General features: G+C 58.6%; 21 protein-coding genes. 9 read left to right on the top strand and 12 right to left on the bottom strand.

Annotated elements, in window-relative coordinates:
- Window positions 1–2 precede the first annotated feature (2 nt).
- Window positions 3–701: a glutathione S-transferase N-terminal domain-containing protein gene (locus A7317_RS09675; RefSeq protein WP_024074488.1), complete on the bottom strand. Its 699-nt coding sequence runs from the start codon at window positions 699–701 to the stop codon at window positions 3–5.
- A 254-nt stretch (window positions 702–955) separates the two neighbouring features.
- On the opposite strand from A7317_RS09675, the gene A7317_RS09670 reads away from it, so the two are divergent.
- Together A7317_RS09670 and A7317_RS09665 are read left to right on the top strand one after the other, a co-directional pair.
- Window positions 956–1,657 (top strand): hypothetical protein, encoded by a 702-nt coding sequence (locus tag A7317_RS09670; protein WP_024074487.1) that lies wholly within the window; start codon window positions 956–958, stop codon window positions 1,655–1,657.
- Window positions 1,658–1,760: 103 nt separating this feature from the next.
- Window positions 1,761–2,816 carry a permease gene (locus A7317_RS09665; RefSeq protein ID WP_069075654.1) on the top strand — a complete coding sequence of 352 codons (1,056 nt, stop codon included), beginning with the start codon at window positions 1,761–1,763 and terminating at the stop codon, window positions 2,814–2,816.
- 65 nt (window positions 2,817–2,881) lie between these two features.
- On the opposite strand, the gene mnmH is transcribed toward A7317_RS09665, so the two are convergent.
- From mnmH to A7317_RS09645, 4 genes are all read right to left on the bottom strand, one after another.
- Entirely contained in the window at window positions 2,882–3,985 is a 1,104-nt protein-coding gene (gene mnmH, locus A7317_RS09660) for a tRNA 2-selenouridine(34) synthase MnmH (protein WP_069075653.1), read from the bottom strand.
- Window positions 3,985–5,019 (bottom strand): selenide, water dikinase SelD, encoded by a 1,035-nt coding sequence (gene selD, locus A7317_RS09655; protein ID WP_024074484.1) that lies wholly within the window; start codon window positions 5,017–5,019, stop codon window positions 3,985–3,987. Before selD ends, mnmH begins: the two co-directional genes overlap by 1 nt.
- 94 nt (window positions 5,020–5,113) lie before the next feature.
- Window positions 5,114–5,863, bottom strand: a complete 750-nt coding sequence (locus tag A7317_RS09650; protein ID WP_069075652.1) for a TerC family protein — start codon at window positions 5,861–5,863, stop codon at window positions 5,114–5,116.
- Window positions 5,864–5,892: 29 nt separating this feature from the next.
- Window positions 5,893–6,144, bottom strand: coding sequence for a hypothetical protein (locus A7317_RS09645; protein WP_024074482.1), 252 nt, complete (start codon window positions 6,142–6,144; stop codon window positions 5,893–5,895).
- A gap of 134 nt (window positions 6,145–6,278) precedes the next feature.
- Here A7317_RS09645 and nhaR point away from each other — a divergent pair, with 134 nt between their 5' ends.
- Complete coding sequence (gene nhaR, locus A7317_RS09640) at window positions 6,279–7,181, top strand: transcriptional activator NhaR (protein ID WP_024074481.1); 903 nt, start codon at window positions 6,279–6,281, stop codon at window positions 7,179–7,181.
- A 4-nt stretch (window positions 7,182–7,185) separates the two neighbouring features.
- Here the strand turns inward: nhaR and A7317_RS09635 are convergent, their stop codons facing one another.
- Complete coding sequence (locus A7317_RS09635; protein ID WP_069075651.1) at window positions 7,186–8,343, bottom strand: MFS transporter; 1,158 nt, start codon at window positions 8,341–8,343, stop codon at window positions 7,186–7,188.
- A 239-nt stretch (window positions 8,344–8,582) separates the two neighbouring features.
- Between A7317_RS09635 and sstT the strand changes: the two genes are divergently transcribed.
- Window positions 8,583–9,803 (top strand): serine/threonine transporter SstT, encoded by a 1,221-nt coding sequence (gene sstT, locus A7317_RS09630; protein WP_069075650.1) that lies wholly within the window; start codon window positions 8,583–8,585, stop codon window positions 9,801–9,803.
- A gap of 125 nt (window positions 9,804–9,928) precedes the next feature.
- Window positions 9,929–10,954 carry an IS110 family transposase gene (locus tag A7317_RS09625; protein WP_024074122.1) on the top strand — a complete coding sequence of 342 codons (1,026 nt, stop codon included), beginning with the start codon at window positions 9,929–9,931 and terminating at the stop codon, window positions 10,952–10,954.
- A gap of 346 nt (window positions 10,955–11,300) precedes the next feature.
- Here the strand turns inward: A7317_RS09625 and A7317_RS09620 are convergent, their stop codons facing one another.
- Window positions 11,301–11,810 carry a DUF1993 domain-containing protein gene (locus A7317_RS09620; protein ID WP_024074478.1) on the bottom strand — a complete coding sequence of 170 codons (510 nt, stop codon included), beginning with the start codon at window positions 11,808–11,810 and terminating at the stop codon, window positions 11,301–11,303.
- 205 nt (window positions 11,811–12,015) lie between these two features.
- Between A7317_RS09620 and A7317_RS09615 the strand changes: the two genes are divergently transcribed.
- Window positions 12,016–12,666 carry a YceH family protein gene (locus tag A7317_RS09615; RefSeq protein ID WP_069075649.1) on the top strand — a complete coding sequence of 217 codons (651 nt, stop codon included), beginning with the start codon at window positions 12,016–12,018 and terminating at the stop codon, window positions 12,664–12,666.
- 361 nt (window positions 12,667–13,027) lie between these two features.
- Here the strand turns inward: A7317_RS09615 and A7317_RS09610 are convergent, their stop codons facing one another.
- A complete protein-coding gene (locus A7317_RS09610; RefSeq protein ID WP_069075648.1) occupies window positions 13,028–13,846 on the bottom strand; it encodes a shikimate 5-dehydrogenase in 819 nt (272 codons plus the stop codon).
- Between the two features lie 156 nt (window positions 13,847–14,002).
- Here A7317_RS09610 and A7317_RS09605 point away from each other — a divergent pair, with 156 nt between their 5' ends.
- From A7317_RS09605 to A7317_RS09595, 3 genes are all read left to right on the top strand, one after another.
- Window positions 14,003–14,377, top strand: a complete 375-nt coding sequence (locus tag A7317_RS09605) for a hypothetical protein (RefSeq protein WP_041160888.1) — start codon at window positions 14,003–14,005, stop codon at window positions 14,375–14,377.
- Between the two features lie 233 nt (window positions 14,378–14,610).
- On the top strand, window positions 14,611–14,805 hold the full coding sequence (locus tag A7317_RS09600) for a hypothetical protein (protein WP_024074474.1): 195 nt from the start codon (window positions 14,611–14,613) through the stop codon (window positions 14,803–14,805).
- A 91-nt stretch (window positions 14,806–14,896) separates the two neighbouring features.
- Window positions 14,897–15,079: a hypothetical protein gene (locus tag A7317_RS09595; RefSeq protein WP_024074473.1), complete on the top strand. Its 183-nt coding sequence runs from the start codon at window positions 14,897–14,899 to the stop codon at window positions 15,077–15,079.
- Between the two features lie 3 nt (window positions 15,080–15,082).
- Here the strand turns inward: A7317_RS09595 and A7317_RS09590 are convergent, their stop codons facing one another.
- From A7317_RS09590 to A7317_RS09575, 4 genes are all read right to left on the bottom strand, one after another.
- Window positions 15,083–16,150, bottom strand: a complete 1,068-nt coding sequence (locus A7317_RS09590; protein WP_024074472.1) for an AI-2E family transporter — start codon at window positions 16,148–16,150, stop codon at window positions 15,083–15,085.
- A gap of 457 nt (window positions 16,151–16,607) precedes the next feature.
- On the bottom strand, window positions 16,608–17,945 hold the full coding sequence (locus tag A7317_RS09585; RefSeq protein WP_069075647.1) for a hypothetical protein: 1,338 nt from the start codon (window positions 17,943–17,945) through the stop codon (window positions 16,608–16,610).
- Window positions 17,946–18,491: 546 nt separating this feature from the next.
- Entirely contained in the window at window positions 18,492–18,866 is a 375-nt protein-coding gene (locus A7317_RS09580) for a DUF6152 family protein (protein WP_069075646.1), read from the bottom strand.
- An 83-nt stretch (window positions 18,867–18,949) separates the two neighbouring features.
- Window positions 18,950–19,798 carry a hypothetical protein gene (locus A7317_RS09575; protein WP_146015762.1) on the bottom strand — a complete coding sequence of 283 codons (849 nt, stop codon included), beginning with the start codon at window positions 19,796–19,798 and terminating at the stop codon, window positions 18,950–18,952.
- Window positions 19,799–20,090: the final 292 nt, after the last annotated feature.

Genomic DNA, 20,090 nt, shown 5'->3' with positions numbered 1-20,090 from the left:
GCTCAGCTCGGAATGTTCAAGCCACGGATCACGGCTGGCCGGGCAACAAAACCGTCCAGTGCGCGCAGTACATTGGGGAAGTCGGCAATGCCGACCAGATCGCCCGCTTCGTAGAAGCCGATCAGGTTGCGAATCCACGGGAAAGTGGCGATGTCGGCGATGCTGTAGTCGTCGCCCATGATCCAGGTACGCCCCAGCAAGCGTTTCTCCAGCACCGCCAACAAGCGTCGGGATTCGGCGACGTAGCGGTCGCGCGGGCGTTTGTCTTCGTAGGCCTTACCGGCGAATTTGTTGAAGAACCCCACCTGGCCGAACATCGGACCGATGCCGGCCATCTGAAACATCAGCCACTGAAGGGTTTCGTAGCGGGTGGCCGGGTCTTCCGAGAGCAGTTGGCTGGTCTTTTCCGCCAGGTAAATCAAGATCGCGCCGGACTCGAACAGCGCCAACGGCTGGCCGCTGGGGCCATTGGGGTCGATGATCGCGGGAATCTTGTTGTTGGGGTTCAGGGACATGAACTCGGGCGACAGCTGGTCCTGGGTGTCGAAACTGACCTTGTGCGCTTCATAGGGCAGGCCCAGCTCTTCGAGCATGATCGAGACCTTGACTCCGTTAGGCGTGGGCAGCGAGTACAGCTGCAGGCGCTCAGGGTGCTGGGCGGGCCATTTGCTGTTGATCGGGAAGGCAGCGAGCGAATTCATCGGGAAACCCCAAGGCAGAAAGTCACCATGATAGCCACCCGCCTCCCGTCGTGCATAAGTCATCATTGCGCAACATTGGCGGGCTAATGTCCCGCACGGGCGAACCAAAGTGCCCAAGCGCACTCTTACATGCGCCCGAACGGTAAATGGAGGCACCTCGCTGTATCGACAGGGAACACACCGCAGGACGCTATCGGCGTGACTGGGGCCAGGCTTGTCCGCCTTAACCTGACGCATGAAGACTCGAACCTACAATGAAGATCAAGCCTCTGCGCCATGTACAACGACTGAAACGCTATTCCTACATTACGCTGCCGCTGCTGCTGGTCAGCGCCGCCATGGTCGCCGCCCTCGACGCTCGCGAAAGCCGCGCCCAACCGGTGGATGGCGTGCAAACCCTGGTTTTCCTGCGCCACGGCGAAAAACCCGCCGGCGGCCTGGGCCAGCTCAATTGCCAGGGCCTGAACCGTGCGATGAACCTGGCCACCGTATTGCCGGAAAAATTCGGCAAGGCCAACTTCGTGTTTGCCGCCAACCCCACGCGCAATATCGAAGAAGGCGAGAAAGATAACTCGTACAGCTACATTCGCCCCCTGATGACCATCAGCCCCAGCGCGATCAAGCTCGGCCTGCCGGTGAACATCAAGTTTTCGGCCAATGACACCAGCGCCCTCGCCGACGAACTGGTGGAAGACAAGTACCACAACGCCATCATCTACACCGCCTGGTCCCACGGTTACCTGCCGGAGTTGATCAACAAGGTGGCCAGTGAAGCGGTGGGCGAAAAGCACACCATCACCAATGACTGGTCCGGCAGCGACTACGACACGCTGTATGTGCTGACGCTGACCTGGCACAACGGCAAGGCCTCGTTGCTGAGCCGTAACTACAAGCAAGGGCTGAATAACGGCGACGAAACTTGCCCGCAGGCGACCCAGGCCAGCGCCGATCTCTGAAACGCAGCGTTTCGGCTTGAGCTTTGCTCACGCAGGAGCGTGGGTATGATCGAAGGCAAGGGCGTATGATGCTGCGTTCTTGACTCGCCTGCGGAACCTCTCCATGCCCAACCTCACCTCCACCCAGCCCAACCGAGGCTGGTCATTCTGGTGGAAACCAACGTTATTCCTGCTGGTGGCCTGCGTGGGCCTCTACTACGTGAAGTGGTCGCCTTATTACCTCAAGGCATTTGTGGCCGCCGATAACCACAGCATCGGCGCCTCGATTCTCAATGACCAGCAAAGCTCGCCGCTGGCCGCGGCGCTGGCCTATGCCCAGGTGTATTTCCTGGCGATCTGGAAAGCCGCTGTGTTGGCGGTGATCCTTGGTTCCTTGCTGCAAGTCCTGATCCCTCGCGATTGGCTGTTGCGCCTGTTCGGCCGCGCCGGGCTGGGTTCGACCTTGCGCGGCGGGCTGTTCGCCTTGCCGGGGATGATGTGCAGTTGCTGCGCGGCACCGGTCGCGGCAGGCATGCGCCGCCAGCGGTTGTCGGTGGGCGCCGCGCTGGCGTTCTGGATCGCCAACCCGGTGCTGAACCCGGCCACGCTGGTGTTCATGGGGTTTGTGCTGGGCTGGGGGTTTACGGCGTTGCGGCTGGTGGCGGGGATTGTGCTGGTGGTGGGGGTGTCGATGGTGGCACAGCGCATCGCCCGGCCGGAACAGGTGCCGGAAGCGGCATTGGAGGCTGTAGCCGAAGCCAGCAGCACGGAGTCGCAACCGTTCCTGAGCCGCTGGCTGCGTACCCTGTGGCAGCTCTTCTGGAGCACGATACCGATCTATATCCTGGCGGTGCTGGTGCTCGGTGCAGCGCGGGTCTGGCTGTTTCCCCATGTGGACGGCGCCATGACCAACAGCCTGGTGTGGCTGGTACCGCTGGCGATTGTCGGCACGCTGTTTGTGATTCCTACAGCGGCAGAGATCCCCATCGTACAAACCATGATGACCCTGGGCATGGGCACCGGCCCCGCCGTGGCCTTGCTGATGACCTTGCCGAGCGTGAGCCTGCCGTCGCTGTTGATGCTGCGCAAGGATTTCGATGCGCGGGTGCTGGTGACGGTGGCCGGCTTGACCATGCTGGTGGGCGTGGTGTGCGGATTGATCGGTGCGGTGATCCTCTAACGCTTCGTTGAGGCTGACGGCCCTATCGCGAGCAAGCCCGCGATGAGGCACCTGAAACCCACCTGTCAACCGCGCCGGGCGCTACGCTCGCGCAAGTACGCCAGCACCGCGCCCTGCTCGCCGGAGAACTCGATCCGTGCGCCTTTCTTTTCACGCTGGAAGGCGTACATCGGATCGTAGTACTCGCACAGCAAACCTTCGATCCACAGCCGATGCAAATCCACGACGCCGGTGCGTGCCTGTTCCGCCAGGGCCTCCTGCAGAATCACCTGTAATCGCTGGAAGCGCTCGCCCCCCAGGCGCTTGTAGATATTGGCCAGGCCCTGGGTCAAGCGCTCGGCAAACAGCGCCTGGCCCTGCTCGCCAAACACCGCGATAAATTCCGCGCTCAGATCGACGACGTAATCGTTGAGGATTCGCTCGACGCGCCCTTCGATACTGTCCTCCAACCACACCATCGGAAAGGACTGCATGCCTTTGTGCAAGGGCAACGGCAGTGCGCAACTGCCGATCATGCGGCTTTCATCCTCGACGACGAACTGCTCGATGCCCGCCGTGCGCTTTTTCAGCAGGTCTACCGCCAGACGGTTTTCAAAGTCGATATTGGACGGCTGCGCCGTGGCCCGCTTGCCGAAACTGGAACCCCGGTGGTTGGCGTGGCCTTCCAGGTCCAAGGCATTGCGCAACTGGCCCAGGACCTCGGTTTTGCCCGCGCCGGTCATGCCCCCCAGCAGCACGAAATCACACTCGGCGGTGGCGCGCTCGACGGTGTCGAGCAGAAAGGAGCGCATCGCTTTGTAGCCGCCGCCGACACGGGGGTACTCAATACCGGCCTCGGTTTTCAACCATTGCTGCACAATCTGCGAGCGCAGCCCGCCACGAAAGCAGTACAGGTAACCGTCGGGATGGGCCTGGGCAAATCGTGCCCACTGTTCGATGCGTTCGGCCTTGATCGCCCCCGACACCAGTTCATGGCCCAGCACGATTGCCGCCTGCTGGCCCTGTTGCTTGTAGCAGGTGCCGACGCGCTGGCGCTCGTCGTCGGTCATCAACGGCAGGTTGATCACCCCGGGAAACGCGCCTTTGCTGAATTCGATCGGCGCGCGGGTATCCATCATGGGTCGGTCGTTGAGGAAGATATCGCGGTAATCGGTGATGTCAGTGGCCATCAAGACACCTCTACCGCGTTGGTCTGTCGCTCCACCAACTGGCCAATCGGCTCAAGAGCCAGGCCCAGTTCAGCCGCGACCGCGTGAAACTCGGCATCACCGTCGGGGCTGACAGCGATCAGCAGGCCACCGCTGGTTTGGGGGTCGCACAGCACGCGCTTGTGCAGTTCCTGCAGGCGCCCGAGCTTGCTGGCGTAGCTGTCGAAGTTGCGCAAGGTGCCGCCAGGGACGCAGCCTTGGTCAAGGTAGTACTCCACGCCAGGCAGGCGTGGGACCTTTTCGTACTCGATGCGCGCAGTCAGGCCACTGCCGTCAGCCATTTCCACCAGATGCCCCAGCAGGCCGAAACCGGTGACATCGGTCATCGCGGTCACGCCGGCCAACTTGCCGAAGCGACTGCCAGGCTTGTTGAGGGTGCACATCCAGTCACGGGCCAGGCCGATATCCGCCTCACGCAATTTGCCCTTCTTTTCGGCAGTGGTGAGGATACCGATGCCCAGAGGCTTGGTCAGGTACAGCTGGCACCCGGCGGTGGCCGTGTCGTTGCGCTTCATATGGCGCTTTTGCACGATGCCGGTCACGGCCAGGCCGAAGATCGGCTCCGGCGCATCGATGGAGTGCCCACCCGCCAACGGAATGCCGGCTTCGTCACACACCGAGCGCCCGCCTCGGATGACTTCGCGGGCGATCTCCGGGGCCAGCACGTTGACCGGCCAGCCGAGAATGGCGATGGCCATCAGCGGGTCGCCGCCCATGGCGTAGATATCGCTGATGGCATTCGTGGCGGCAATGCGACCGAAATCGAAGGGATCATCGACAATCGGCATGAAAAAATCCGTGGTGGAGACGACTCCACGCTCATCATCGATGGCATACACCGCCGCATCATCGCGCGAGGCGTTGCCCACCCACAGCTTGGGGTCAAGGTTCTGTGCTCCGCTGCCGGCCAGGATCACTTCCAGCACCTGGGGGGAAATCTTGCAGCCGCAACCCGCACCGTGGCTGTACTGGGTAAGTCGAATCGGCTCGTTCATGGTGGACCTCAAGCTATCAAGTGGGCCGATTCTAGCAGACAGCAAAAGGCCGGCTGGGCTCGGATGAGCGCAGCCGGCCTGTTTGTTCCAGCCGTTACTGACGGGCAGCGAGCAAACGCTTGTGCCGGTTACGCCGCGCGATGTTCAAGCATTCGATTGCCGCCGAGAACGCCATCGCCGCATATACATAGCCTTTTGGCACATGGGCACCGAAACCTTCGGCGATCAGCGTCATGCCGATCATGATCAGGAAGCCCAGGGCCAGCATCACCACAGTCGGGTTGTCGTTGATGAACTTGGCCAGCGGTTCAGCCGCCACCAGCATCACGATGACCGATGTCACCACGGCAATGATCATGATCGGCAAGTGCTCGGTCATGCCTACGGCAGTGATGATGCTGTCGATGGAAAATACCAGGTCAAGCAACAGGATCTGCCCGATGGCGGCGGCAAAACCGATGGCCACGACATTGCTGGTGCTGGCCTTCTCTTCCGGCTCCGGGTCCATGCTGTGATGGATTTCGGTCGTTGCCTTCCATACCAGGAACAGGCCGCCGGCGATCAGGATCATGTCTTTCCACGAAAACGCCTGGCCGAATATCTCGAACACCGGGGCGGTCAACTGCACGATGAACGCGATGGTACTCAGCAGGCCCAGGCGCAGCACCAGCGCCATGCTGATGCCGATGCGACGAGCCTTGGCCCGGTGCTTCTCCGGCAATTTGTTGGTGAGGATCGAGATAAAGATCAGGTTATCGATGCCCAGCACGATTTCCATGACGATCAAGGTGGCCAGGGCGACCCAGGCGGTGGGGCTGGCGGCCAGTTGTAAAAGGTAATCCATAGGTCAGTCCTGACGTTGTTCGGGGGGAGTTAAGCTTCTTTACTGTCCGATTGCGGCGCGTTTTCTGGCTGGTCATCCTTTTTTTCCGGGCTGATCAGACCCTGGGTCGCTTCGCTCAAGGCCTGTTCGGCGGCCTTGTGGGTTTCATCGATGACTTGTTTGGCCTGCTCGGTGGCCTTGCCCATCACTTGCTGTGCGCTTTTTTCGACTTGATCACAACCGCTGACCACCACCAATGAAAGCGCAAGCAGCGATGCAGCGCCCAGGGAGTTGAGTTTCATGATGTCTTCCTCGTTAGAACCATTGGGTCCAAATAGTGGCCCCGCGATAGCGAGGCATTCTATGCAGGCGAACAGTTCAGGAAAATTCGTATTTTTCTCGCGTATACTTCGATTTTTACGAAGTGTAGGGTGCCATGCTCAATTACCGACAACTGCATTACTTTTGGGTGGTAGCCAAGACCGGCAGCATCGTGCGCGCCTGCGAGCAACTGAACCTCACGCCGCAGACCATCAGCGGGCAGATCAGCCTGCTGGAACAAACCTTTGGTGTCGCATTGTTTCAACGGGTAGGCCGCCAGTTGGAGCTGACCGAAGCGGGTCGCCAGGCCCTGCCCTATGCCGAGCAGATGTTCCAGACGGGCAATGAACTGGAAGCGATGCTGCGCGCGCAACCCAATGAACAGCAGATTGTGTTCCGGGTCGGGGTAGCGGATGTGGTGCCCAAGTCCATCGTCTACCGGCTGATCGCACCGACCATGGAGCTAAGCGAACCGATCCGCATCACCTGCCGTGAAGACAAACTCGAACGTTTATTGGCCGACCTGGCGATCCAGCGCCTGGACCTGGTCATTTCCGATAGCCCTATGCCAACGCACTTGGACATCAAGGGTTACAGCCAGAAACTGGGGGAATGTGGCATCAGTTTCTTCGCCACCCAGGCACTGGCTGACCGGCATGGCGGCGATTTCCCACAATGCTTGCATGGCGCGCCGCTCTTGATTCCGGGGGCGGAGACGGTGGTGCGCAGCCGCTTGCAGCGCTGGTTTGCCGAGCAGAAGATCCAGCCAAAGATCATCGGCGAGTTCGACGACAGCGCGTTGATGCAGGCATTCGGCCAATCCGGCAGCGGCATCTTTATCGCCCCCAGCGTGATCGCCGATGAGGTCGTGCGCCAGTACGGCGTGGCGCTGATCGGCCAGACTGATGCGGTGAGCGAGTCGTTCTACGCGATCTCGGTGGAGCGCAAGGTCAAGCACCCCGGCATCGTGGCGATTACCGAGGGTGCGCGGCGAGAATTGTTCACCGCCCTGCCCTGACAGCTCAGGCGTTGGAGGCAGCGGGCTGCTTGGCCGTCATCAGCCACAGCGCCAGCAGGATCGACACCAGGATAAACCCGGAGGCGGCAAAGCCCAGGCTGCCCAGGCCCAAGGTGTCGATGACATGCCCACCGACCATGGCCCCCAGGCCGATACCCAGGTTGGCCCCGGCGATATTCAGCGACGCGGCAAACGCCGGCGCATGGGGCGCGGCCTTCATCAGGCGGACATGGCTGACCAGGAACATCGCCGCCTGGGTCACGCCCCACACCGCCATCGCCGCCGCCAGCCCGATTGTCGAATGAATGGCAGGCACCACGGCCACCATGCCAGCGATCATAAACCCGCAAAACACCATGGAGGCGATCAACGGGTGACGATCCACCGCGCGCCCGCCGAGGGAGTTGCCGATCAGGCCGACCGCGCCGAACCCCATCAGGCACCAGCCCACCAGCGTACCGTCGAACCCGGCCAGGCGCTCGAGGATGTCCGCCAGGTAGGTGTAGGCGGTGAACATGCCGCTGAACACCAGGATCGACAGCAGGATATGCCCCTGCATCAGCGGGCTGCGCAGGATCTTGAACTGTGAGCGCAAGGTGACCTGCTCGTTCTTGGCTTTCGTGACGGGCAGGTAGATGTACAGCAGCAAGGCCTTGGCCAGCGCAATGGCCGCTAGCAGGGCAAACGCCGTACGCCAGCCGAACATATCGGAAATCAGCGTGCCGACCGGGATGCCAAACACCGTGGCGCAGACAATCCCGAAGCCGATCTTCTCAATGGCGCGCCCGGCGAATTCGGGGCCGACGATATCCACCGCGGTTTCACTGGCCAGGGCCCAGAACACCGGCAACCCCAAGGCCGGGATCAAGCGGGCCAGGGACATGACCCAGATATTCGGCGCCAGCGCGGCCACGCTATTGGCCACGGCGAACATGACCAGGATCGTGATGAACAGGCGTTTGCGCTGGAATCGGGCGAAGTAGGCCGTGAGAAACGGGCCGAACGCCGCCACGGTGAACGCGAACAGGGTCACCAGCAACCCAGCCTGGGACACGCTGACATTCAGGTCGCGGGCAATCGACGGCAGCAGGCCGACGATGATGAATTCCGTGGTCAGCACGGTAAAGCCGGCGGCCGACAGCAGCAGGATCGGAAACAGCATGAAAACTCCAGAAACGACGACATCAACGACTGCCCTGGGGGCTCGCTGACGGAGAGGAAAGATGAGAGGCAAGAATCTTAACAGAACATGTCCGGACTTGGCTAAGACCGGCGCCCGGCCGGTGACGCATTGCCGCATTGGCCGGGACAGTTCGTGCAGCATGCTAGACTTCGCGACCTGTTTCCTACAGCCCTTTCCGCCCGCCCTGCTGCACCCATTAAAAAAACAGAGACAACTTTATGACTGCTGCCCCTTCCCTCTTTCAACGACTTGCGCGTGTCAGCCTGGTCACGCAAATCGTCATCGGCTTGATCGCCGGTATCCTGCTGGCCCTGTTGTTGCCCGACGCCGCCAAGGCCACCGGGTTTATCGGCAAAGTGTTTGTCACTGCGCTCAAGGCCGTCGCGCCGATCCTGGTGTTTGTGCTGGTCATGGCGTCGATCGCCAACCATAAACACGGCCAGGAAACCCATATCAAGCCGATCCTGTTCCTGTACCTGCTGGGCACCTTTGCCGCGGCAGTCGTTGCGGTGATCGCCAGCACCCTGTTTCCCTCGTTCCTCGTACTGGCCACCCATGACGCCACGGTGAGCGCCCCCGGCGGCATCGGCGAGGTGCTGCAAAGCCTGCTGCTCAGCGTGGTGGATAACCCGATCAGTGCCCTGATGAATGCCAACTTCATCGGCATCCTGGCCTGGGCCATCGGCATGGGGATCGCGATTCGCCATGCCGACGAAACCACCCGCACCGTACTCGACGACCTGTCCAACGGCGTCACCTTGATTGTGCGCGTGGTGATCCGCTTTGCGCCGCTGGGTATCTTCGGCCTGGTGGCCTCGACCCTGGCCACTTCCGGTTTCAGCGCCCTGCTCGGCTATGCGCACCTGTTGGTGGTGTTGATCGGCTGCATGCTGTTCGTGGCCTTGGTGATCAACCCGGCCATCGTGTTCTGGAAGCTGCGCCGCAACCCGTACCCACTGGTGCTGATGTGCCTGCGCGAAAGTGGCATCACCGCCTTCTTCACCCGCAGCTCGGCGGCGAATATTCCGGTAAACCTGGCGTTGAGCAAACGCCTGGGCCTGCATGAGGACACCTACTCGGTGTCGATCCCCCTGGGCGCCACCATCAATATGGCCGGCGCCGCGATCACCATCACCGTATTGACCCTGGCTGCCGTGCACACCCTCGGGATTGCCGTCGACCTGCCCACCGCCGTACTGCTCAGCGTCGTCGCGGCAGTCTGTGCCTGCGGAGCCTCGGGGGTGGCCGGTGGTTCACTGCTGCTGATTCCCCTGGCGTGCAGCCTGTTCGGCATTCCCAGCGAAATTGCCATGCAGGTGGTGGCGGTCGGTTTCATCATCGGTGTGTTGCAGGATTCGGCGGAGACTGCACTTAACTCGTCCACGGATGTGTTGTTTACCGCGGCCGCGTGCCTGGGCAAGGAAGAACTGCCTGCTTGAACTCCAGGCGTAAAAAAGCCCGGGGCCGTTCATTGAAGAACGCCCCCGGGCTAATGAGATGGTCACCCCCACACCCTGCGAGGGCTACGCTTTCGCAAGGTGTTTTGTTTTTGGAGGCCATCATCATGAGCGAGTCAGCGCTGATCGGGATCGATCTCGGCAAACATAATTTCCACCTTCTGGGCCAAGACAAATCGGGCCGCGAGGTGTTTCGCAAAAAGCTCTCGCGAGCGCAGATGATGCGGTTCTTCGGCAACTTGCCGAGCTGCGTCGTGGTAACGGAAGCCTGTGCCGGCTCTCACTTCATCGCCCGTCAGCTTGCGGCGATGGGGCATACGACCAAGTTGATTTCACCGCAGTTTGTCCGCCCTTTCGTCAAGGGCAACAAAAATGACTTTATCGACGCAGAGGCCATTTGCGAGGCGGCTTCCCGTCCGTCCATGCGCTTCGTTACGCCTAAAACCGAGTCTCAGCAAACCCTGTCTGTCCTGCATCGCATGCGCGAGTCGTTGGTGCATGACCGCACCAAGACAGCCAATCAGATGCACGGTTTCCTGCTGGAATTTGGCATCAGCCTGCCCAAAGGCTCAGCCATCATGAAGCGTTTGGCAGCTGTTTTGGCCGAGCATGAGCTGCCTGTGCGGCTGACAGTGCTGTTGCAACGCCTGCACGATCACTTCGTTTACCTGGATGAACAGATCAAGGAACTGGACAAACAACTGGCTTGCCAGCTGGCCGACGATGATCTGGGGAGCCGTTTGCTTAGCATGCCGTGTGTCGGTCCGATCACCGCCAGCCTTCTGGCTGTAGAAATGGGCGATGGCAAGCAATACCGATGCAGTCGCGATTTTGCGGCTTCAGTGGGCTTGGTGCCGCGACAGTACAGCACGGGCGGCAAAGCCAATTTGTTGGGGATCAGCAAGCGGGGTGACAAGCACCTGCGGCAACTGCTGGTGCAATGCTCCAGGGTTTACATGCAGAGGCTGGATCATCAGAAGGGGGCTTTGGCCGACTGGGTGCGAGCGCTGCTGCGCCGACGACACTCGAATGTGGTGGCCTGTGCCCTGGCCAACAAACTGGCGCGTATCGCTTGGGCGATAGCGGCTCACCATGCGCAATATGAAGCAGGGCCAGACGCCTTGAACGCCTGACCCTGCGGTTGTTGCAGTACCACAATTCACCCTTCAGGTTTTGCGATAGCTGAACAACGGATGACGTGAACGGCCTACCGGCCTGGCGAAGATCCTGACATAAAAATCGGCTTCAGAAGCCGACGGGCTTTTAAGGATCGTCAGGCGCGACTCTCATCGTGGCGCTGGGGCAAGCCCCAAACAGACGCCGGATAGATTTAAGCAAGCCAACCACATCGCCCGTTAATCAGTATTGCAAAAATGGGGGGAAGCCCCAAACAGACGCCGGATAGATTTAAGCAAGCCAACCACATCGCCCGTTAATCAGTATTGCAAAAATGGGGGGGACCATAGATTTTTTATAGGCTTAGAACGCGCCCATGTAGTCGCGCTTGCCCACTTCCACACCGTTGTGACGCAACAATGCGTAAGCAGTAGTGACGTGGAAGAAGAACTGCGGCAGGCCGTAGGTCAGCAGGTAGGACTGGCCCGTGAAGCGTTTCTCTTTCGGGGTGCCTGGGCGGGTGATGATTTCGATACCTTCCTTGCCGTCGATCTGCTCAGGCTTGATGGTGTCGACAAACGCCAGGACCTTGGCGATCAGCGCTTGCAGGTCGGCGAAGGTCACTTCGCTGTCTTCGTACTTCGGCACTTCGATCTCGGCCAGGCGTGCGGAAACACCTTTGGCGAAGTCGACCGCGATCTGCACCTGGCGCACCAGTGGGAACATGTCCGGGAACAGGCGCGCTTGCAGCAGGGCATTGGGCTCGATGTTCTTGGCGGTGGCGTGGGCTTCGGCTTTGTTCAGCACATCGCTCAGGGCGTTGAGCATTTGCTTGAAGACTGGGACGGAGGCGGCGTACAGGGAAATAGTCATGACAGTCTCATCGGTAATGGCAGGGTTGGAACCAGCGGCGATTATAGCCATGCCGAGCGCTTGTCTTTTATTTTTTCCGGCTTAGGCTAGGCGGGGGCGTTCTCAATTAGATTCCCCGCCGCGCCGGGCCTGGTCTGCTTTAAGGCGACAACGGGGTAGGGAAACCCATTGAGAACGCCCCCATTCACTGCATAGGGAAAGCGCGATGACCGCCGAGCACGACACCGACACTCCTGAGCCGCGCCTGAACAGCACGGAAATCCGCATCCTGGGCTGCCTGATCGAAAAACAGGCGACCAACCCCGAAACCTATCCCCTGACCCTCAACGCCCTGGTCCTGGCCTGCAACCAGAAGACCAGCCGCGAACCCGTCATGAACCTCAGCCCAGGCCAGGTCGGCCAGAGCCTGCGCGCACTCGAAGGCCAGGGCTTTACCCGATTGGTGATGGGCAGTCGCGCCGACCGCTGGGAGCATCGGGTAGACAAGGCGCTGGAGCTGGTGCCGGCCCAGGTGATCCTGACCGGGCTGCTGTTTTTACGCGGACCGCAGACGGTCAATGAACTGCTGACCCGCAGCGGGCGCATGCATGATTTCGAAGATGCCGAGCAAGTGGTGCACCAGTTGGAGCGCCTGATCGCACGCGGATTGGCGCTGCTGGTGCCACGTCAGGCGGGGCAGCGGGAAGATCGCTATACCCATGCGCTGGGGGACCCGGCGGATATCGAGGCGATTATCGCGGCGCGGGGGAGCCCGGTGGAGCGCTCTGCCGGCGCGGTCTCGCTGGATCGTATTGAAGAGCTTGAAGCACGGATTGCGGCGCTGGAAGAGCGCCTGGCACAGCTGGAACAGGCCTGACACGGTCAAAAATGTGGGAGGGGGGTTGCCCCCGATAGCGGTGGTTCGGTCAATACATTCATTGCCTGATACACCGCCATCGGGGCATGGGTATCTACACAACTTTTCAGCCCCTGACAAATCTCCCTGTGGCGAGCGGGCTTGTCCCGCGTTGGGCTGCGTAGCAGCCCCAAAACCAGCCTCTGCAGAGTGTCTGATACACCGCGTTCTTCTTGACTAGGGCTGCTACGCAGCCCAACGCGGGACAAGCCCGCTCGCCACAACAGCCCTATTTTCCGGGCATTCAGCGTTGAGCCAACGTTGTGTAGATACCTATGCCATCGGGGGCAAGCCCCCTCCCACATTTGATCACCAGCGTTCTTCAGCTTCGGGCAAACACCACGGCCTTTTCGAACTGTTCCTGAGTCGGTCGAATGCCGGTGTACAGGACGAACTGCTCCAGCGCCTGGATCGCAATCACTTCCAGGCCAGTAATCACCCGCTTGCCCTTGGCCCGCCCTCGCACAATCAACGGCGTTTCGGCGGGGATCGCCACCACATCGAACACTGTCTCGGCTTTATCAACGGCATCCGCCTCAAACGCCAACGCGTCCGCCTCGGCCCCGCCGGTCATGCCGATCGGCGTTACGTTAATCAGCATCCGTGGGCGCAAATCACCCAGTTCAGCCCGCCATTCGTACCCAAGATTCTGCGCCAATGCCCGCCCCGCCGCCTCATTGCGCGCCACGATCACGCCATGGGCATAGCCACCGTCACGCAAGGCACTGGCCACGGCCTTGGCCATGCCGCCGCTGCCACGCAGGGCAAAGGTCGAATCCTGTGGCACCCCGTGTTTTTTCAGCAGTTGTTCGATAGCGATGTAGTCGGTGTTGTAGGCCTTGAGGTGGCCGTCGGTGTTGACGATAGTGTTCAGGGAGTCAATGGCTTGAACCGAATCATCCAGTTCGTCCACTAAGGCAATGGCGGCTTCCTTGAACGGCATGGACACCCCGCAACCGCGAATGCCCAAGGCGCGAATACCGCCGATCGCACCGGGCAAATCCTGGCTGCTGAAGGCTTTATAGTAGAAGTTCAAACCCAACTGCTCGTACAGATGGTTATGAAAACGCAGGCCAAAATTCCCAGGGCGCGCCGACAGTGACATGCACAATTGGGTGTCCTTGTTGGGGTGCATCTGCATCGCAAGCTCCTTTAAGTAAGCAAATGGGTACAGACCTTACACAACCTTTACCTAGTGGCTGTGCTGTTTTTCAGAAATACGTTGTCTTAAAAGTATCCCCGCGACAATCCTTGAGTCTATTGATTGCAGACCACAAGCGCAGGGGCTAACCGAGGAATGACCATGATGCGTAAACTCCCCAAGATCGCCCTGCTTATCGGCGCACTCGCTATGGCAGGCCAAGCCTCAGCCCACGGTGGTGGTTGGGGTGGCCCGGCCGTTTTGGGTGCTCTTGTCGGTGCCGCCGTCGTCGGCTCCGTGGTTGCCAGCCAGCCGCGTGAGGTCTATGTGCAGCAGCCGGTGTACGTCCAGCCGCAGCCGGTGTATGCCGCTCCGCCGCCGGTCTACTACGCCCCGCCGCCACCGGTGTATGTGCAGCAACAGGTTTACTACCGTCCGGCGCCCGTCTATTACGGCCCGCCACGCGGCTACTACGGCCCTCCCCGCGGTTACTACGGCCCGCCCCATGGCTACTATGGCCGCGGCTGGTAAGCTTGAATTGACACACCTGAACAGGCCTCGCCCACACGCGGGGCTTTTTTTCGGGCGAAAAAGGCTGGATTCGGGAGGCCAATGTCGCTTTGAAGACAACGGCCAAGCAGCAATCCCACATCATTCAGATCGAAAGTCTACTTGCCCGACCGGGGCTCGCGCTGTCATGTTTACGTCACGACACCCCCTCACTCTTAAACCAGTCCACCCCAAAACAACAAGGACGACTGACCATGCCCACACAAAACCCGCACCGCACCGCCGGCCTCTGTACGTCCAGCAGGGTCTATAGCGCCCTGACTGAACTCAAGCACCTCGAAGGCCACCGCAGCGCGAAGTTCCTGGCATTGCTTACGGAAAACCTGGTACGCAAGGGCCTGCTCAGCGAGCAGGAAGTCGTGAGCATGCTCGATCAAGTGGTGGATTGACGCCTGGCGTTGATGTCGACTATCGAGCCAGGTGATTTTTCCTGCACGCCTGCACCCCGTAAGGTGACCTCCATAGCGATTGGAGGTATTTATGCCCACTGTTCAGATCATGTCCGTTATCGGTAGCGCCGTCCCCGCGCCCCTTCGCAAGGCCGGCTTGCTTGCCTGCTGGTATGTGGTCCGTGATGGCGAGCCCATCAGCGGCCCGCTCACCTCGTTGTCGGCCGCAGAAAAACAACTGCAACACGCGACCCACGTCCGGCTCCACGCCTGAGAATCAGGGCAGTGGCAGCTTGACCCGTGGCTTGCTTTCGACAAATAGCGCCCAACTGGACATGAACAATGCCGCTACCAGCGGCCCGATCACAAACCCGTTGAGGCCAAATACTGACAAGCCGCCCAGGGTCGAGATCAGAATCAGGTAATCGGGCATCTTGGTGTCCTTGCCCACCAGGATCGGGCGCAGCACGTTATCCACCAGGCCGATCACAAAGACGCCGAACAAGCCCAGCACCACACCCTGCCAGATCGCCCCGCTGAGCAGGAAATACACGGCAACCGGCGCCCATACGATCCCCGCGCCCACGGCCGGCAGCAGCGATAGAAATGCCATCAATACCGCCCAGAGCAACGCACTGGGGATATCCAGGAACCAGAAAATCAAACCGCCCAGCGCTCCTTGGGTCACGGCCACCAGGACGTTGCCCTTGACCGTGGCACGCACCACGCGGTTGAACTTGAGTTGCAGGCGACGCTTTTGCGGTTCGGCCAAGGGCACTGCGGTACGCACCTTGCGCACCAACTCCGGGCCGTCGCGCAGCAGGAAGAACAGCAGGTACAGCATGATGAAAAAGCTCACCAGGAAATCAAACGTGCCCTGGCCAAAGCTGAACGCCTGAGTGGCGAAGAATTGGCTGCCCTGCATCGCGCTCTTGACGATTTTCTCGCGCAAGCCCTCCAGGTTGCCCATGCCGAAGCGATCCAGCAGGTGCTGGAAGTACGGTGGCAGGACGTTCTTGAACTGTTCGATGTAACCGGCCACGTCCAACTTGCCGCTCTCGATGTTCTTGTACAGCGTCGCCCCTTCCTGTACCAACAACGCGCTGGTGATGATCACCGGCAGGATCGCGATGATCAGGCAGGCCGTGAGAGTCGTCAGGGACGTGAGGTTGCGATTCCAGCCAAATTTGAACTGCAGCCGACGCTGCAAGGGCGCAAAGATGATACCGAGGATGACCGCCCAGAACACCGCGCCGTAGAACGGCAACAGAATCCAGATAAAGGCCATGGTCACCAGGACCAGTAAGAGCAACAGGGTTTTGAATTGCAGGTTGGTCGCGTTCATGTCCGATCCATGTCAAAAAAGCAGGGCGCGTGTGTGCGCCCTGATGCTTAGTCCACTGCGAACCCTGCGAGTGCCATCTTTGTTACAAGCGTAGACCCAGACCAATAGAGCCTTCGCCAGCTTGCACTACCCCGCCGCACTTTTGTCCCAAGTGCCGACCATGCAGCCTACCCTCGCTCCCGAACTGCTCGCCCCCTTCGGTACCCTGAAAAACATGCGCCACGCGCTAGGGGTCGATTGTGTTGAAAAAGTCGGTTTGCCCAGAATGCTCGAATACTGATGGAGGAAAATACCTTTTTTGCACATTGCCACGTGAAATCCGAGTCCTGAACCTTTTACAGATTTCAATCTAAAGTGCGTACTTTTCTGCCGCGGAAACCGAGGCGGGACTCGAAGATCATTACACGTTCAAGACTGCAACGGCGCCATCACTGGGTGCTCGCAGTCCACAACCTAATTAATAAGTGAACCACACTGTTAGTTGCAGTAACGTGGCGATGGAGTCATCACCATTTTGCAGGCCGCCATTCTCCAGCCAGCAATTAGGTTTAAAGAAGCCAATCAGTGGGGAAACTATGATGTTCTCGGTAGCCATCCAATTCACGGAAAGATCAAGTTCCTTGCCTCCCCGGTCCGCACTATTGCGATCAGTCAGTTGAGTGTATACGAAGTACTGAGCATTGAAGGACAGATTATCAGTGGGGTTAATCGATAGGAACACGTCGTTGATTTTGTAATTATTGGTAGTAGGGCCGGCAAAGCCTGACGCTACCTCACCTGGGGCACGCTTACGGTAGCCACCCGGGAAGATCGGATCCCAGTTTTTACTGAAACGCGACTGCCGAAAGCTCAGCATGGGTTTCCAGAAGGCGTCAGCAAAGGTATAGCCCACATCAAAGAACATCCCACTTTCGATGCGACCTTTGTTATTCTGACGGGCAACTTCAAAAGCAAAATCAGCATTTTCAATGCCTAATCTACTTTCGCCACGAATGCTGTAGGCCTTAAGGCTGTCGCGCTCCGCAGTAATGCCCTGGGTCCACTTCTTGTTCACATCGAGACCTTGAACATAGGTGGTGCCGATGGTGCCGAAGTCGGTGGTGTAGTCAAGGTTGGCAACTGCAAATTCAGCTTCACCCTCGACACGGTTATTCGATTTGATCCACATCAGATTACCATGCAGGCCTTCATCGCCACCTAAACGCAGTACGACGGTGTTACCAAATGCCAGTCGCATTCCCAGACTATAAGCGCCGCCGCGATTGAACGAACCGTATGGCAGATTTGGGTCTGGATTATAAGCACTGCCGGGTGAGAAGCCGTCCTCCACGATCATAAAACTGTGAGTTGGGGCCAACTGACGGCCAACGGATAAATCCACGCCGTCTTGACCTAACACAGGAAACATATCGCCTGAGCGCCAACCGACGTAGGCCTCTTCGACCGTGGTTGCACGCTCGTCGCCAGCAGTCGTGCCGCCGGGGTCGCCATCCCCAAAAGAGCCTGTACTGATAAGGCTGAAACCACCGTATACCGAGCCTGTAGGTATTTTATCGGTAGCACCGCTAAAGCCATACTTGATAAAACCCTCTTGCCAGTTCATTCGACTTGGGTTTCTATCCGGATCGGCCAGATAGTTTCTATTGAGGCTATAAAAACCTACCGCGCCCGTCAGATCAGCATTCAGAACGGTTGTACCATCATTCTCACTATATAACTTGTAAGCTTGCGCCTGTTGGCAAAGCGAATAGATCAGCATGGCTGAAGCGAAAGGTATAATTCTTGCTGCGCGCATAGTGCCTGCCTCTTATTATGTTTTTCTGTGGTTCAGCCATGTGCACCTTGCTTCAATCCACCCGAGGCGGATTATTTCCGCCAACAAGTGATGGATGGGCATTTTTCAACTGGAAATATTTCAGCCAATCAAGCTAATGTGATATCAGGCTAATTTGATATCCCAAATCGGCACTTATAGCGGCGCAGATAAAGTTTTTAGCCCCCCATAATAAAGGCACACAAGATTAGTGCGCGCATCAAGGCGAATGCCCGATAATGGGCAGTAAGTTAGCGTTGGAAATACCGTTCAGATTACCGATATGGAATACCCCCTGTGGGGAGTGCCCTATATCGATCAGGGATGGGAGTTCATGATAAGGATATGCACCGGCATGATGACTCGCGTTAGAGAGTCCGGTCGCTTAGTGGTGGCTGGCTGTGTATGCCTTGCTGTTTATGATGCGTCGAGAACTCTGACGTGATGCATCGGAACCGACTCAACATCGGCGCCGATATGATATGGCCTTCATACCGAAGAAGATTTCAACAGCCCGCAGCGCAGAGACTATTTCCACACTCCGATGATTTTACCGTCAGGAAAGCGCATCGCTTGGAGCGCGCCCCCCCTTTTAGTTTCATCTTTCATCGGGGCCAACTGTATATCTACCTTATCGCCGGCCTTCAGCGTGTTCGCCTTCCACCCTTGGCGCATCAGGATGTTGGGGCCGCCGGCCTCAACAGCCCAGCTTTGGGGCTGCCCCTGATTATCCACATCAACGAATACCCAGACATGCGGGTTTCGATATTGAACCTCCGCTACGATGCCGCTGATTTCCACCATTTTACTCATGTCAAAATCCGAGAAGGAATGATGAGCAAACGCAAAAGTCGCGGGCACGCTAATCAGGGCCAAACCAAGAAGTGTAGATTTAATATTCAACTGACGATTCCTTTATTATTATTCGCACTCAGACCAAAGTCCCCGTATCGTGGAGGCGAACTCACTTGCCATCCATCGATTGTTTACTTATTAGTCGAGGGCGGGCTGCTTCGTTCAGGGATATTAGTGACTTCGCGACCGGTTGCCGGATCGATTGTTTCAGTGTTGTTGTCGTCACAGATGTACTCAAGAAACTCCGTTCCCTTCGGTGCGCGCATCAAGATGATCGGATCCAACTTCCATGGTTTGGCCAGTGCCTCTGGATCTTCAACCACGGTATCGACCTGAAGCATCCCATCCCCATTGATGAAGATGCGCTCCTTGATGGTCATGAGTGGACTATGGCCCTTCGCATCTTCAGCTTGGGCAAACTCCCCTAGCGTGGTTTCCTGGCGAACCTGTGTAGTTTCTACAACCAGTACCTTGCCCTCCCAGTGGCCAAGCGAACTCCCGCTGAACGTTGGAGGGACTTCTTCGGGATTGGGGTGAGAGCGTCCATCCAAGTAGATTCTGCGGGTCTCCTTGTAGAGCTCCTGAGACCAGTTAATCTGCTTGGGTGTTTGCAAGATCTCTACGGCGTACAAACTGGACATCATGGTCGGCATGCCGAGTGGCTTGCATGTTGTTTTGAACCCGACACCCAGTTTGGACAATGCCCCATTGCGCTTCTTGAAGCTCTCGAGATAAACGCCCTTATATTCAGGGAGGGTACCGAAGAGCGGTGGCGGTGCCTCGCCAAGTGAGTCGTCCCCCTCTGCTCCGGTAGCGCGACTCGATGGATCGAGTCCGGCGCCAGGAGCCACCCAAAGGCCGCTGAGATCAGGAGGCGCGCTCTTTTCAGCAGCGGTGGCCGATAACGCAAAAGTGCTTGCTGTCAGCAACGTTGCGAGTGCTACTGCAACATGCGAAAACTGGATTTTCCTGAAGTTCATAGGCTTTATCTGTGCCTTCAATGGTTTATAAAAGTAGATAGTTCGCGAAATGGCCCCCATCCCTCTTTGTACCAATCCTCTGCATACGGAGTGATCAAGCTTTAACCAATGATAATGAGGGCCAAGGAACATGATTAACCCAAATCGGCATTTCGGATGCTGTTGCAATAAGCGGTCTCCGACGCCATAGGGAAACCTGAAGCAGGCCACCCTTCCTGGTGGAATACAGCCGCCTATGCCCGAGCAGATGACCTTTGCCGATGCTGCGCTGCACCTGAATGCGCGAGCCTGC

Source organism: Pseudomonas fluorescens, from assembly GCF_001708445.1.
GTDB lineage: Bacteria > Pseudomonadota > Gammaproteobacteria > Pseudomonadales > Pseudomonadaceae > Aquipseudomonas > Aquipseudomonas gorinensis.
This window is presented reverse-complemented; position numbering and strand designations above follow the sequence as displayed.

What these genes read in the sequence shown, in the direction of transcription:
- A7317_RS09675 (WP_024074488.1), bottom strand. Translation starts at nt 701, where the DNA reads ATGAATTCGCTCGCTGCCTTCCCGATCAACAGCAAATGGCCCGCCCAG.
- A7317_RS09670 (WP_024074487.1), top strand. Translation starts at nt 956, where the DNA reads ATGAAGATCAAGCCTCTGCGCCATGTACAACGACTGAAACGCTATTCC.
- A7317_RS09665 (WP_069075654.1), top strand. Translation starts at nt 1,761, where the DNA reads ATGCCCAACCTCACCTCCACCCAGCCCAACCGAGGCTGGTCATTCTGG.
- mnmH (WP_069075653.1), bottom strand. Translation starts at nt 3,985, where the DNA reads ATGGCCACTGACATCACCGATTACCGCGATATCTTCCTCAACGACCGA.
- selD (WP_024074484.1), bottom strand. Translation starts at nt 5,019, where the DNA reads ATGAACGAGCCGATTCGACTTACCCAGTACAGCCACGGTGCGGGTTGC.
- A7317_RS09650 (WP_069075652.1), bottom strand. Translation starts at nt 5,863, where the DNA reads ATGGATTACCTTTTACAACTGGCCGCCAGCCCCACCGCCTGGGTCGCC.
- A7317_RS09645 (WP_024074482.1), bottom strand. Translation starts at nt 6,144, where the DNA reads ATGAAACTCAACTCCCTGGGCGCTGCATCGCTGCTTGCGCTTTCATTG.
- nhaR (WP_024074481.1), top strand. Translation starts at nt 6,279, where the DNA reads ATGCTCAATTACCGACAACTGCATTACTTTTGGGTGGTAGCCAAGACC.
- A7317_RS09635 (WP_069075651.1), bottom strand. Translation starts at nt 8,343, where the DNA reads ATGCTGTTTCCGATCCTGCTGCTGTCGGCCGCCGGCTTTACCGTGCTG.
- sstT (WP_069075650.1), top strand. Translation starts at nt 8,583, where the DNA reads ATGACTGCTGCCCCTTCCCTCTTTCAACGACTTGCGCGTGTCAGCCTG.
- A7317_RS09625 (WP_024074122.1), top strand. Translation starts at nt 9,929, where the DNA reads ATGAGCGAGTCAGCGCTGATCGGGATCGATCTCGGCAAACATAATTTC.
- A7317_RS09620 (WP_024074478.1), bottom strand. Translation starts at nt 11,810, where the DNA reads ATGACTATTTCCCTGTACGCCGCCTCCGTCCCAGTCTTCAAGCAAATG.
- A7317_RS09615 (WP_069075649.1), top strand. Translation starts at nt 12,016, where the DNA reads ATGACCGCCGAGCACGACACCGACACTCCTGAGCCGCGCCTGAACAGC.
- A7317_RS09610 (WP_069075648.1), bottom strand. Translation starts at nt 13,846, where the DNA reads ATGCAGATGCACCCCAACAAGGACACCCAATTGTGCATGTCACTGTCG.
- A7317_RS09605 (WP_041160888.1), top strand. Translation starts at nt 14,003, where the DNA reads ATGACCATGATGCGTAAACTCCCCAAGATCGCCCTGCTTATCGGCGCA.
- A7317_RS09600 (WP_024074474.1), top strand. Translation starts at nt 14,611, where the DNA reads ATGCCCACACAAAACCCGCACCGCACCGCCGGCCTCTGTACGTCCAGC.
- A7317_RS09595 (WP_024074473.1), top strand. Translation starts at nt 14,897, where the DNA reads ATGCCCACTGTTCAGATCATGTCCGTTATCGGTAGCGCCGTCCCCGCG.
- A7317_RS09590 (WP_024074472.1), bottom strand. Translation starts at nt 16,150, where the DNA reads ATGAACGCGACCAACCTGCAATTCAAAACCCTGTTGCTCTTACTGGTC.
- A7317_RS09585 (WP_069075647.1), bottom strand. Translation starts at nt 17,945, where the DNA reads ATGCGCGCAGCAAGAATTATACCTTTCGCTTCAGCCATGCTGATCTAT.
- A7317_RS09575 (WP_146015762.1), bottom strand. Translation starts at nt 19,798, where the DNA reads ATGAACTTCAGGAAAATCCAGTTTTCGCATGTTGCAGTAGCACTCGCA.